This window comes from Xenorhabdus sp. KK7.4 (assembly GCF_963876465.1).
Lineage (GTDB): Bacteria > Pseudomonadota > Gammaproteobacteria > Enterobacterales > Enterobacteriaceae > Xenorhabdus > Xenorhabdus stockiae.
Map to the genome: position 1 here is coordinate 228,713 of NZ_CAWNQF010000067.1, position 12,675 is coordinate 241,387.

Below are 12,675 nucleotides of genomic sequence, written 5' to 3' on the forward strand. Positions count from 1 at the left end.
ACACCCTCCGCTAAGAGACACATCATTCATCAAAAACAACTGTTAGTAGTTTGGTTTTATACCAATTCAACTTCAAGATTCGGGTAGAAATAAGGACTCGCCTCATATTGCCCGTTGAAACTTGAAGTTTACCGAGTATAAAAAGATGATTCTGGAGGGAAAAATAAGTCACTTTGATGACAGCAAAATGTACGAATTATGACATTTTTATGACACCGGTTCAGAATGAGGAACTCAGGAATCAGCCGCTAGTGGGATGTAAGCCCGAATGGATAAGCCTCCTCTTTCACTTCTGCCCACATCAAGATATCCGTCATGCATGTCGATGATACGGCGGATAATAGCAAGCCCCAGCCCAACGCCACTGTGATTATGGCGGTTATTCATGCTATGCGCTTTTGCCTGCCTGAAAGGCTGGAACAAAATATCAATGTCTTCCTTTGTGATACCAGCGCCATTATCTTCCACCTGAAACCAGCCGAATTTTTCAGTTTTTCCAGTGCTGATACCGATCCATCCATTACCATAACGCTGAGCGTTAGTGAGCATATTCGCCAGTACACGCTTCACTGACAGAGGGTCGGCCATAATGAAAACCGGAATAACAGACAGATTATCTGCAATTTCGGCCTTTTCTGCCATCATCACTTCCTTAATGAGCTGATTTAACTCACAACGAATTTTTGCCGTATCCTGCCCGGCCCGCTGATAATCGATGAACTGGCTAATAATTGCATTACACTCTTCAATATCATGATTCACGGATTCACAAAGGAAATCATTTTCTCCGCCAATCAACTCCATCGCCAGCCGTATCCGTGTCAGCGGAGTACGTAAATCATGGCTGAGACCTGCTATAAAAATAGCCCGATCATCCTCCAGCGACTTAAGCGCCACCGACATTTGGTTAAAGGCACGGATAACCGACCGGGTGCCGGATGTGCCCGATTCAGGTAACGGTGCGATGATTTTTCCTTTTCCTGTCCTGATGATTGCCTGCTGTATGGCGGCCAAAGGACGCCTTTGTGCCCGAAGGTAAAGCCAGCACATTGCGGCAACGAGGAGTACTGACAATAGTGTGCTAATCAGGATATACGGGAATACGGTAATAAATGAAATGCCTTCCTGCCTTGCCAGCATGGTGGCAGACAGATAACTGATCATCAGGCTGCTCAACGGCATCGCCAGTGCCCAGACCAGAGCACGGGAGAATTTATGATGCAGTGAGAGCCTGAACTTTTTCATAACGTACTTCCACTTATTCCTTATCAGGTACCTTATTACGATTTATGCTTGATTACCGTCAGGAACGAAAACATATCCCAATCCCCAAACGGTCTGGATATAGCGGGGATGTGCCGGATCTTCTTCAAGCAGACGGCGCAGACGGGAAACCTGTACATCAATAGAACGTTCCGTTGCACCGTATTCCCTGCCCCGGGCCAGACTCATCAGCTTATCCCGCGATAACGGTTCACGGGGATGAGACACCAGCGCTTTCAGTACAGAAAATTCACCACTGGTCAGGGACAGTTGTTCATCTTTATGGAACATTTCTCGCGTCCCGAGATCCAGTTTAAATTTACCAAACGTCACGACGGCATTATCCGGTGTCTGTGCGCCGGATAATTCATTAGAGTGTCTGCGCAACACTGCTCGGATACGTGCCAGTAATTCCCGTGGATTAAAGGGCTTTGCCAGATAATCATCCGCTCCGATTTCCAGACCGACAATCCGGTCAACTTCTTCCCCTTTCGCAGAGATCATAATGACAGGGATCGGGTTATTCTGACTCCTTAATCTGCGACAGATTGAAAGCCCATCTTCTCCCGGTAACATTAAATCCAGTACAATCAATTGAATAGATTCTCTGGTCAATAAGCGGTCCATCTGCTCTGCATTTGCAACACAACGAACTTGAAAACCCTGCTCCGATAAGTAGCGTTCCAGCAATACCCGCAAACGCATATCATCATCAACAACAAGTATTTTATAACTCTCTTGCATGTGTCAGCTCCCAAGATGCTCCATGCCCGCAATATCCATTATTCTTACAGAAAATCCATGCCTTAAAATAACACTAACGCCATGTATTTTAAGAATATTTGCAATATTGGCAATAATTACTTATGTTTCTGTTTTTCATCCCTGTTTTCCTTGCTCCCTGATTTACACCTACTGCTTTTATATCTCCGGTGGCTGATAACGGATTTCCAGAATCCAGTAAACCGCCAGACCATTCGGCGTCATTACAGTCACTTCATCATCAACCCGCTTGCCAAGTAGCGCTCTTGCCACCGGCGAATCAATGGAAATCCATTTTTTGGCCGGTTCAAACTCATCCGGCCCCACCAGGCGGAAAATATATTCTTCGGCTTTTTCGTTTTCGACTTTAACCCATGCCCCAAAAAAAACTTTTCCTTCCTGTCGCGGATCAGGGTCTACAATTTGCAAGACATCCAGTCTTTTAGATAAAAAACGCACGCGACGGTCAATTTCTCTTAACCTTTTTTTACCATAAATATATTCTGCGTTTTCTGAACGATCGCCTAATGCAGCCGCATCAGAGACAGCCTGAGTAACTTGTGGACGCTCAGTTTTCCAAAGGTATTTCAGTTCCTGATCAAGCGCCTGCCAGCCCTCTCGGGTAATATAGTTACTTTTGCCCATGAAAAACTCACTTGAGAAAATATGATTAATGGCGCAGTACTATATCTTAACCGGGCAGATATTCGATGAGTTCCATCGCAACATGACAGAAATATTATGCTATACCTGTTAAATTCCGAGTCGCATCACAGCAGAAAATAATCAGTCCCTGCGGTGGTTCATACTCGCAACAAAACGGACAACCGAAAGAAAGATAGAAGGCATATACACAATGGATTTCAAGATGCAGCGCAGCCAACAAAGAGGCCACTTGAAAGACGAAATATAGAAACTGGAAATTATTGCGCTCTGTACGTATATAATGGAGCCAAGTTTGAACCCTGCCAGCATCCAGTTAAATGATGAATCTGGCCCTGTCTGCGGATATCTGCTGATATCTACAGGCGCAGAGAAAGTTGAAGAAAATAGACTATGAATGAATCTTTAAGTCGAATTATTGCCGGTGAGTTACAGGCTCAGCCCCAACAAGTTCTGGCTGCTATTACTTTACTTGATGAAGGAAACACCGTTCCCTTTGTTGCCCGTTACCGTAAAGAAGCTACCGGAGGTCTTGATGACACCCAGCTTCGCCAGCTTGAAAGCCGTCTTGGCTATCTGCGCGAGCTGTCAGACCGCCGCCAGACTATCCTGAAATCTATCGAAGAGCAGGATAAACTGACGAGTGAACTGGCTGAAGCCATCAATAGCACGCTCAGCAAAACCGAACTGGAAGACCTCTACCTTCCTTATAAACCTAAGCGCCGTACCCGTGGGCAAATCGCGATTGAAGCCGGGCTGGAGCCACTGGCAGACCTGTTGTGGCAAGACCCGCAGCAAGAACCGGAATCTGCCGCTGCTGCTTACGTTAATGCTGACAACGGTGTTGCAGACACCAAGTCCGCCCTGGATGGCGCTCGCTATATATTGATGGAGCGTTTTTCTGAAGATGCGTCTCTGTTGGTGAAAGTACGTGAGTATCTGTGGAAAAATGCCCACCTGACTGCCAAAGTCGTTGAAGGTAAAGAGGAAGAAGGCGCTAAGTTCAGCGATTACTTCGATCATCATGAAGCTATCTCCTCTGTTCCCTCTCACCGTGCTCTTGCGATGTTCCGCGGACGTAATGAAGGCATCCTGCAACTGTCCCTGAATGCCGATCCCCAGTTTGAAGAAGCCCCTAAAGAAAGTTACTGCGAGCAGATTATCACTGACCACCTGAACCTGCGTCTGAACAGCGCACCGGCTGATAGCTGGCGCAAGGCTGTTGTGAACTGGACATGGCGGATCAAAGTACTGCTGCATATGGAAACAGAGTTAATGGGTACGCTGCGCGAAAAAGCAGAAAACGAAGCGATCAACGTCTTCGCCCGTAACCTGAATGACCTGATGATGGCGGCTCCTGCGGGTATGCGTTCCACAATGGGTCTGGATCCGGGTCTGAGAACAGGCGTGAAAGTTGCTGTTGTGGACTCAACCGGTAAATTGCTGGCTACAGATACCATCTACCCGCACACGGGTCAGGAAAATAAAGCAGCCGCAGCGGTTGCAGCGCTGTGCACCAGACATAATGTTGAGCTGGTCGCTATTGGTAATGGCACGGCATCCCGTGAAACAGAGCGCTTCTTTGCCAACGTTCAGAAACAGTATCCTGCTGTTACCGCACAGAAAGTCATTGTCAGTGAAGCCGGTGCATCCGTTTATTCTGCTTCAGAACTGGCAGCTCAGGAATTCCCTGATCTGGACGTTTCACTGCGTGGAGCGGTTTCTATTGCCCGTCGTCTTCAGGACCCACTGGCGGAACTGGTTAAAATCGAGCCAAAATCCATTGGTGTTGGTCAGTATCAGCACGATGTCAGCCAGACTCAGCTTGCCAAAAAACTGGATACCGTGGTTGAGGACTGTGTAAACAGTGTCGGTGTTGATCTGAATACCGCATCTGTTTCTCTGCTGACCCGGGTTGCGGGTCTGAGCCGCTCTGTCGCCCAGAATATCGTTACCTGGCGTGATGAAAACGGTCGTTTCAACAACCGTGAAGAGCTGCTGAAAGTTCGCCGTCTCGGGCCAAAAGCGTTCCTGCAATGTGCGGGCTTCTTGCGGATTAATCAGGGTGATAACCCGCTGGATGCTTCTACCGTCCATCCAGAATCCTATCCGGTCGTTGAAAAAATTCTGGCTACAACAGAGCAGACTTTACCGGAACTGATGGGTAACCCCGCAGCTTTACGCGATTTGAAGGCTCAGGATTTCACCACGGCAAAATTCGGTATCCCGACGGTCACCGACATTCTGAAAGAACTGGAAAAACCGGGTCGCGATCCTCGCCCGGAGTTCAAGACCGCCACGTTTGCCGACGGTGTGGAGACAATGAATGACCTGCGCGCAGGTATGATTCTGGAAGGTACTGTCACTAATGTCACCAACTTCGGTGCGTTTGTTGATATCGGTGTCCATCAGGATGGGCTGGTGCATATTTCTTCTCTTTCCGATCGATTCGTAGAAGATCCACACACCGTAGTGAAAACGGGCGATATCGTGAAAGTGAAGGTGATGGATGTTGACCTGAACCGCAAACGTATTGCCCTGACAATGCGCCTTGATGAGCAGCCGGGAGAAGCTCCGGCCCGCCGTAATAACTCTCAGGGAAATAACCGCCAGGAACGTAATGGCAATGAACGTAACCGGAATGGCAAAGGCCGCCAGAATTTCCGTTCATCCGGTTCCGCACAATTAGCTAACAGTGCCATGAGTGATGCTCTGGCAGCCGCTTTTGGTAAAAAACGTTAATATTCTGCGGTAGTGCACTTTCAGAACTGGCTTAATTAAGCCAGTTCTGTCAGGCATAAAATGTGTTAGATATATACACTTTATCTTTCAGATTATCTTGGTATCAGCTGCAACGTATCTTGAAATCCAATATGTATATTCGTCACTGAAAATCGTTTTTAACTTTCATTAACAAAATAAAATACCTTAATAAATCAATACTATTTTCATCATCACACTGCAATTTATTGCCGATCTAATAAATTTAAATAGGAGAAATGACTGCCTGTCTTCATTAATACTTAATATAATCTGTTGCGAAAATTCAATCACTATTATTAATAGTGACCATAAGTCGTTTACATAATTATAAATACAGATAATAAACTCAAATTGTTAAGGAATAATTTATGAATAAATATATCCAAAGCAGTTTTGACTTACTCAGCAATATAAGATTCTTCAACCTTGCCACTCATGCTCCGAATGCCGAGTCAGCTTGGTCATCCACACTTTTTTATATTCCTAAATATAATCCATTAAGTTTAATCTGGTATTCAAAACAGGATACCCGCCATTCTCAGGAGCTACTTATCAACCCTCGGGTCAGCGGTACCATATACAGCAGCATCACCACGCCTGATTCATCGCTGATACTCGCTGGCTCTCAGTTCATCGGCCACGCCCGTCAGGTTCCCGACGATGAACTACAGGAAACCTATGACTACTTCTTCCTGAAAACTTATCCGGATGAGAATATCAGAAAGAAAAAATCCCGTCCGATTGCTGACTATCATGGCAATGCAATACGCCGTTTCTATGAATTAAAAGTGGAAGCATGGTGGGTATACGACTCAACAGGCTGGAGTGAACGTCAGGATGATGCCCGTGTCTCAGTATCATTAAATGATCTTCTTTATCCACCGAAAGATTAATAGAAAAATATATAACAACAAGCTCCATTTCTTATTAGAGCTTGTTGTTAATTCCTTTCAGATATTCTTTACATAACTTTAATTTTTGATTAAATCGCCATTAAATTGATTAATATCAATTTATTCCGTCATTATTCAGTGATAAATAGATGATATTGGTATTGCATATTATTCTCATTGGCGCTTTAATCCAAAATAACTAATATACTTTTTCCTTGTGAATTTCGCTTTATTGAGGATAATCATTCTCATAATCACTGTCTTTTGAGTTTTAACGGAGTGTTATATGTCACTGACTCCAAATCAAAGCTATAAAATTCTGGGGTTCTTCCCACAGATAAATCGCGCATACAGGCAAAAATTATTGTCTCTGGGGATGCTACCCGGCTCTACTTTTCAGGTTATCCGAGTTGCCCCTTTGGGAGACCCCATTCAAATAGAAACACGCAGAGTCAACCTTATTCTCCGTAAAAAAGACTTAGCGCTCCTCACATTAGCAGTACATCCAGCAGAATGAATGAAGTCCAGATGCCGTACAGTCCTGAGACTGAATGCAATGATGCACACTATTCCTGATCAGTAAAAAGTATGATGAAACAATTAACTATAGGTTTAATCGGTAACCCTAACTCTGGGAAAACCACTTTATTCAACCAACTTACAGGCTCCCGACAACGGGTCGGTAACTGGTCTGGAGTCACGGTTGAGCGCAAAACCGGGCATTTTTCCACCCAAAAACATCAAATAGACCTTGTCGATCTTCCCGGTACCTATTCTCTCACAACCATTTCCGAGCAAACCTCAATTGACGAGCAAATTGCCTGTCACTATATACTGAGCAGCGAAGCCGATATGTTCATCAATGTCGTTGACGCTTCAAATCTGGAACGTAATCTCTACCTTTCATTACAGCTCATTGAGCTTGGTATTCCCTGCATTGTTGCCCTGAATATGCTGGATATCGCCAAAAGCCAGCATATCAACATTGATATTGCAGCGCTGGAGCAGCATCTTGGTTGCCCGGTTATTCCGCTCGTCTCTACCCGTTCGACAGGGATAGATACGCTTAAAAAAGCCATTGACCACTACCACCAGCCTGTACGCCCCGTACTGGTGCAATACCCCGATACTTTATTGCAGGAGGCGAACAACCTTGCTGACCTGATCAGCAGAAACTTCAATCTGCAACAGCGTCGCTGGCTCAGCTTGCAAATACTGGAAGGGGATATATACAGTTTTGAGCGTTCAGAGCTGACGCAGGCACAATTGGCCGAGAGCAAACTTCGCCTGCAACAGAAACAGATTGAAGAACCTGAACTCATCATTGCAGATGCCCGCTATCAGGCAATCAATAAATTGTGTCTGGCAGTCACGGATGTTGACTCAGCAATACCCAATAAACTGACTCAGGCGATAGACAAAGTTATTCTCAATCGCTGGCTGGGCGTGCCTGTCTTTCTGTTTGTCATGTATCTCATGTTCGTACTGGCGATTAATATCGGTGGTGCTTTACAACCCATTTTTGATGGTGCTTCCTCTGCCATTTTCATTGATGGTATGCAGTGGCTCGGTTATACCCTCCACTTCCCCGGCTGGCTGACCATTTTCCTTGCACAAGGGATCGGAGGCGGTATCAATACCATGCTGCCATTGGTTCCACAGATAGGCATGATGTACCTGTTTCTCTCTTTTCTTGAAGACTCCGGCTATATGGCCAGAGCTGCATTTGTGATGGACAGGCTGATGCAATCTCTGGGATTACCGGGTAAATCCTTCGTGCCCCTGATTGTCGGCTTCGGTTGTAATGTTCCTTCCGTGATGGGTTCCAGAACACTGGATGCACCGCGTGAAAGGCTGATTACCATCATGATGGCACCATTTATGTCTTGTGGCGCACGTCTGGCGATTTTTGCCGTTTTTGCCGCCGCGTTCTTTAATAAACATGGTGCCAGTATTGTCTTCTCTCTGTATATCCTCGGTATTGTCGTTGCCATCCTGACGGGCCTGCTACTCAAATACACCATTATGCGTGGTGAGGCATCCCCCTTTGTCATGGAGCTGCCGGTCTATCATGTTCCTCATGCTAAAACGCTATTAATCCAAACCTGGCAACGCCTGAAAGGGTTTGTGATACGTGCGGGTAAAGTGATTGTCGCGGCCAGTATGTTTATCGGAGCTCTCAATAGTTTTTCTTTCTCCGGTAAGACAGTAGACGATATCAATGAATCAGCGCTGGCCTCGGTCAGTAAAGTCATTACACCGATCCTTCATCCTATTGGCGTACATTCTGATAACTGGCAGGCAACCGTCGGGCTTATCACCGGAGCGATGGCAAAAGAGGTGGTTGTCGGAACACTGAATACACTTTATACCGCAGAAAACATCACCAAACAGCCATTCAACCCGGATGAGTTTAATCTGCTGGATGAACTGAAAGGCTCAGTAACAGAAACATGGGATAGCCTGAAAGAGACATTCACCCTGAGTGCTCTGTCCAACCCGATTGAGGCCAGTAAAGGCGACGGCAACATGGACAGCAGTTCAATGGGAGTGATGAGTGCTAAATTTGGTTCTCCTGTTGCGGCCTACAGCTATCTGATCTTTGTTCTGCTGTATGTGCCCTGTGTTTCTGTGATGGGTGCCATTGCCCGTGAAACCAGTCGCGGCTGGATGACATTCTCAATTTTATGGGGATTAAACGTCGCTTATTCTCTGGCTATACTGTTTTATCAGGCTGCAACCTTTTCCGCACATCCACAAAACAGCCTGCTCACTATTCTGGCGGTCATTTTGTTCAATGTCGCTGTTTTTGTCGGATTACGCCGTGCACGCAGCAGAATCACAATCACATTCAATAGCACCAGAGACCGGAGCTGCGATTGTTCCGGTAGCTGTCACTAGGAGTTTCCATGATTAGTCTGCTGCAAATCCGCGATATGGTCGCCCTTCATGGGCGCACCGATGCCAGATCACTGAGCCATCAGTTTTCAGCACCACTGGCCATCGTAGAAGCCATGCTCAATCAATTGGTGACGATGGGTAAACTGGAGGAAGTAGACATTTCCTCCTGCCTGAGTGGTGGTTGTAAACAGTGCCCGGAAACACAGAGATGCGCTGCTAAGGCATATCAACTGGCGATGATAAAGTGCTGAATACATTTTCTTAATTCAGCAACAAACCCTCTTCCTTTCTTCTAAACATCTTTAAGCAACTTGCCCAAACAAGACAAATGTCATATAACTAATATGACATTTGTCTTGTTTGGGGAATGATTTATGAGAATCTACGTACCAAGTAATACAACCGGTAATAAAGCGCTCTGGCGCTCTGTCGGCCTGCCGGCAAACCGAGGAAGCGATCTGATCAAAACCTTACAAGCCGGATTGCCACTCGATGTGCTGGATAATATTCACCGAGACTCAAAGATATCTAAAACTGATATCCTTCGCATTGCTGGTATCAATGAGCGTAATGTTGCACGCCGTAAAAGTTCTGGTCACCCATTTTCACCTGATGAAAGTGAACGTATAGCCCGTTTAGTCCGCGTATTTGATGCAACCATCACTTTCTTCAATGGTGATAAAGAAGCTGCCTATCATTGGCTTAAAGAGCCTGTGAAGGGTTTAGGTCATGTGGCTCCTATTTCCCTTCTCTCGACAGAAAGTGGCGCCCTTGAAGTGATGGACCTCATTGGCCGGCTGGAACACGGGGTCATTTCATGATTTTTTACCGATTAGTAAAATCCGTTCATGCTCATGAAGCATGGACGGGGTATGGTGCAAAAAGATTCGGCGGACGCTGGAATCATAAAGGATATGGGGCAGTTTATGCCTCCAGCTCTATCGCACTTGCCACTTTAGAATTGTACGTTCATACAACAAAAGAAAGTCTGCTTGAAGAATATCAACTATTTTCTATTGAATTAGCAGATACCGATGTGGACTATTTGGATCATCGTTATCTCCCCGATGACTGGAGAAGTGACCCAGCCCCTACTTCGACAATGGATATAGGCAGTGACTGGCTAAATGCTGCCGAAAATGCGGCCCTTATCATCCCTTCTTGTATCGTTCCTTACGAAAACAACATTATTATCAATCCAAATCACCCTAAATTTTCTAAATCTATTGAATCAGTTAAAGAATTAGACTTTACATTCGACCAGCGCCTAATTCGTTAACATTAGCACAGTAATTCTTTTAACCATCATGATAGATTAAAGAATAAAAACCACTTCCTGATTATTTCATATGCAGTTCTGTCATAACGATTAATAACCTGAGGATATACTAAAATGCCTAAAGAGTTATTTGCTGCAACAATAGAGTCTGCTGGTCATCTTAAAATGAAATGTTCATCACGAGGTTTTACCTTTCATGTGGATGAACCCAAAAATCTGGGCGGAACAGATGAAGCCATGAACCCTGTGGAAGCACTGCTTTCTGCTTTTGGTGCCTGTCAGTGTATTGTGGCCAAAAGTTTTGCCCGCAAACATAAAATCAACCTGATTGATATTCAGGTCAATGTGGAAGGAGAATTGGATACCGACGGTTTCACCGGTAAGAATAAAAACGCCAAAATCGGCTTTTCCAAAATCACATCAAAATTTCATATAAAAGCCGATAATACCGAACAGGAAATCCGCGATTTTATTCAGTTTGTAGAAAGTAACTGCCCTGTACTCGATACCATTGTCAATACACCGGAAATTGTCACCGAAGTTTATCCTGTCAGATAAATATCAACTACCCATAACAGCCATGTTATGGGTAATTAGTAGTCAATAGCTGAAATTACCCGGCTTCACTCCCACTGTTCGCAAACGCTATCAATAAATCGACAAATTCATCCGGATGGGAAATAAAAGGCGCATGTGCCGCATGACGCATAGTCACAGAACGGGTGTGCGGCCATTCACTATCAAGCAAGGCAGCAATCTTACGTGGTACCAAACCATCAAGATAACCATAGATACGCAGGAAAGGCAGCTGAAGCTGTGCCAGCTCACTTCTCAAATCATCAGTGCGCAGAATTTCCAGCCCGGCATTGAGCACTTCGACTGTCGGCATCGGCAGGTTCAATACCACTGATTTCAGTAAACGCGCATCCTGACGTGCGCTGTCTGTGCCCAAAGTCTGCAATGCTAAAAAACGCTCAACCGTCTTCTGAAAATCTTCACTCAACTGCTGCTTGAATGCACTCAGAACCGAAGGCTTGATTCCCGGCCAATCGCCCTCTTCACTGAATTTTGGCGATGATGCTACTGTGATTAAACCCGCCACTTTATCAGGATGATCTAACGCAATCTGGCTGGCAATGAGCCCTCCCAGCGACCATCCCAGCCATAAGGCATTTTCTGGCGCCTGTTGCCATACCGTATCAGCCATCTCTTTCAGTGTCATAGCCGGATACGGCTGGCTGCGCCCATATCCCGGTAAATCCACTAAATGTAAACGAAAATGCGAAGCTAATCGTGTTTCCACTGAACGCCAGACCTCAGCGTTCAACCCCCATCCGTGCAGCATCACAAGATCACGAGGAGCTTCGCCTAAAGTCTGCCAAAACAACTTATCCATTGTTATTCTCACCTTATTTACTCTCAGGAATTTCTTATCAAGGAAGAAAGCGATGTTCACAAAAACCATGCTAACAATGGTTGGGTACTGTTGGCTATGCCATCAAAATTTGTATTTCGCTCATCATGGAATATGCCACATCTGCTGGCAAAACCTGAAACGGCTGGCGAACGTTTGTCCACGCTGCTCTCTGCCTGCCAGTTCTCGTGATTTACCCTGTGGCCGCTGCCTGAAGGAGCCACCACTCTGGCAAAAAATGATCGCTGTTACCGATTATGCTCCCCCTTTAAGTCAGCTTATCCGGCGCTATAAATATCATAGTACACCCCAGCTCGCAGCAGTTCTGGCGCGCATATTTCTTCTGCACTGGTTACAGGGTTACCGTGAAGGGCGCTGGATTAAGCCGGACTGCATACTCGGTATTCCTCTGCACCGTCAGAAACGCTGGCAACGAGGGTTTGATCAGGTTGAGCTTATTATCAGGCCATTAGCACGCTGGTTGCGATGCCAATATCAGCCTAATCTTTTGCAACGCACACGTGCTACACTCACACAACGGGGCTTATCTGCCGCCCAGAGGAAAACCAATCTTAAGCATGCCTTTCAATTGCGTGGCGATTTTACTGATCAACATGTCGTCATTTTCGATGATGTGATCACCACGGGAACCACTCTGCATGAAGCCACACAGTTGTTAATTCGTGCTGGTGCCCGTTCCGTGCAAACCTGGGCAATATGCCGAACCTTGTAGTTCC

13 protein-coding genes are annotated in these 12,675 nt (G+C 45.7%); 9 read left to right on the plus strand and 4 right to left on the minus strand.

The features are described from left to right. Positions 1-234 precede the first annotated feature (234 nt). The 3 genes from AACS90_RS08990 to greB form a co-directional block, all read right to left on the minus strand. Entirely contained in the window at positions 235-1,245 is a 1,011-nt protein-coding gene (locus tag AACS90_RS08990) for an ATP-binding protein (protein ID WP_099120362.1), read from the minus strand. A gap of 42 nt (positions 1,246-1,287) precedes the next feature. Next, complete coding sequence (ompR, locus tag AACS90_RS08995) at positions 1,288-2,007, minus strand: osmolarity response regulator transcription factor OmpR (protein ID WP_099120363.1); 720 nt, start codon at positions 2,005-2,007, stop codon at positions 1,288-1,290. A gap of 177 nt (positions 2,008-2,184) precedes the next feature. Next, positions 2,185-2,670, minus strand: a complete 486-nt coding sequence (greB, locus tag AACS90_RS09000; RefSeq protein ID WP_099120364.1) for a transcription elongation factor GreB — start codon at positions 2,668-2,670, stop codon at positions 2,185-2,187. A gap of 411 nt (positions 2,671-3,081) precedes the next feature. Here greB and AACS90_RS09005 point away from each other — a divergent pair, with 411 nt between their 5' ends. From AACS90_RS09005 to AACS90_RS09040, 8 genes are all read left to right on the plus strand, one after another. After that, positions 3,082-5,430 carry a Tex family protein gene (locus tag AACS90_RS09005; RefSeq protein WP_099120365.1) on the plus strand — a complete coding sequence of 783 codons (2,349 nt, stop codon included), beginning with the start codon at positions 3,082-3,084 and terminating at the stop codon, positions 5,428-5,430. A gap of 389 nt (positions 5,431-5,819) precedes the next feature. Continuing rightward, entirely contained in the window at positions 5,820-6,344 is a 525-nt protein-coding gene (locus AACS90_RS09010; protein ID WP_099120366.1) for a pyridoxamine 5'-phosphate oxidase family protein, read from the plus strand. A gap of 286 nt (positions 6,345-6,630) precedes the next feature. Beyond that, positions 6,631-6,861, plus strand: a complete 231-nt coding sequence (gene feoA, locus AACS90_RS09015) for a ferrous iron transporter A (protein WP_099109533.1) — start codon at positions 6,631-6,633, stop codon at positions 6,859-6,861. Between the two features lie 74 nt (positions 6,862-6,935). Next, on the plus strand, positions 6,936-9,245 hold the full coding sequence (gene feoB / locus AACS90_RS09020) for a Fe(2+) transporter permease subunit FeoB (RefSeq protein WP_099120464.1): 2,310 nt from the start codon (positions 6,936-6,938) through the stop codon (positions 9,243-9,245). An 8-nt stretch (positions 9,246-9,253) separates the two neighbouring features. After that, positions 9,254-9,496: a FeoC-like transcriptional regulator gene (locus AACS90_RS09025; protein ID WP_099120367.1), complete on the plus strand. Its 243-nt coding sequence runs from the start codon at positions 9,254-9,256 to the stop codon at positions 9,494-9,496. A 123-nt stretch (positions 9,497-9,619) separates the two neighbouring features. After that, complete coding sequence (parS, locus tag AACS90_RS09030) at positions 9,620-10,066, plus strand: type II RES/Xre toxin-antitoxin system antitoxin (protein ID WP_099120368.1); 447 nt, start codon at positions 9,620-9,622, stop codon at positions 10,064-10,066. Then, complete coding sequence (locus AACS90_RS09035) at positions 10,063-10,524, plus strand: RES family NAD+ phosphorylase (protein WP_099120369.1); 462 nt, start codon at positions 10,063-10,065, stop codon at positions 10,522-10,524. The genes parS and AACS90_RS09035 overlap by 4 nt, the downstream gene beginning before the upstream one ends. 114 nt (positions 10,525-10,638) lie before the next feature. After that, positions 10,639-11,082: an OsmC family protein gene (locus AACS90_RS09040; protein WP_099120370.1), complete on the plus strand. Its 444-nt coding sequence runs from the start codon at positions 10,639-10,641 to the stop codon at positions 11,080-11,082. A gap of 55 nt (positions 11,083-11,137) precedes the next feature. Here the strand turns inward: AACS90_RS09040 and bioH are convergent, their stop codons facing one another. Further along, positions 11,138-11,920, minus strand: a complete 783-nt coding sequence (bioH, locus tag AACS90_RS09045) for a pimeloyl-ACP methyl ester esterase BioH (RefSeq protein WP_099120371.1) — start codon at positions 11,918-11,920, stop codon at positions 11,138-11,140. A 67-nt stretch (positions 11,921-11,987) separates the two neighbouring features. Here bioH and gntX point away from each other — a divergent pair, with 67 nt between their 5' ends. Further along, entirely contained in the window at positions 11,988-12,671 is a 684-nt protein-coding gene (gene gntX, locus AACS90_RS09050; protein ID WP_099120465.1) for a DNA utilization protein GntX, read from the plus strand. Positions 12,672-12,675 lie beyond the last annotated feature (4 nt).

Excerpts from the sequence above, each read along its gene's own strand:
- feoA (WP_099109533.1), top strand. The coding sequence starts at position 6,631 with ATGTCACTGACTCCAAATCAAAGCTATAAAATTCTGGGGTTCTTCCCA.
- AACS90_RS09040 (WP_099120370.1), top strand. The coding sequence starts at position 10,639 with ATGCCTAAAGAGTTATTTGCTGCAACAATAGAGTCTGCTGGTCATCTT.
- AACS90_RS09035 (WP_099120369.1), top strand. The coding sequence starts at position 10,063 with ATGATTTTTTACCGATTAGTAAAATCCGTTCATGCTCATGAAGCATGG.
- AACS90_RS09005 (WP_099120365.1), top strand. The coding sequence starts at position 3,082 with ATGAATGAATCTTTAAGTCGAATTATTGCCGGTGAGTTACAGGCTCAG.
- bioH (WP_099120371.1), bottom strand. The coding sequence starts at position 11,920 with ATGGATAAGTTGTTTTGGCAGACTTTAGGCGAAGCTCCTCGTGATCTT.
- ompR (WP_099120363.1), bottom strand. The coding sequence starts at position 2,007 with ATGCAAGAGAGTTATAAAATACTTGTTGTTGATGATGATATGCGTTTG.
- gntX (WP_099120465.1), top strand. The coding sequence starts at position 11,988 with ATGCTAACAATGGTTGGGTACTGTTGGCTATGCCATCAAAATTTGTAT.
- AACS90_RS09025 (WP_099120367.1), top strand. The coding sequence starts at position 9,254 with ATGATTAGTCTGCTGCAAATCCGCGATATGGTCGCCCTTCATGGGCGC.
- parS (WP_099120368.1), top strand. The coding sequence starts at position 9,620 with ATGAGAATCTACGTACCAAGTAATACAACCGGTAATAAAGCGCTCTGG.
- AACS90_RS09010 (WP_099120366.1), top strand. The coding sequence starts at position 5,820 with ATGAATAAATATATCCAAAGCAGTTTTGACTTACTCAGCAATATAAGA.
- greB (WP_099120364.1), bottom strand. The coding sequence starts at position 2,670 with ATGGGCAAAAGTAACTATATTACCCGAGAGGGCTGGCAGGCGCTTGAT.
- feoB (WP_099120464.1), top strand. The coding sequence starts at position 6,936 with ATGAAACAATTAACTATAGGTTTAATCGGTAACCCTAACTCTGGGAAA.
- AACS90_RS08990 (WP_099120362.1), bottom strand. The coding sequence starts at position 1,245 with ATGAAAAAGTTCAGGCTCTCACTGCATCATAAATTCTCCCGTGCTCTG.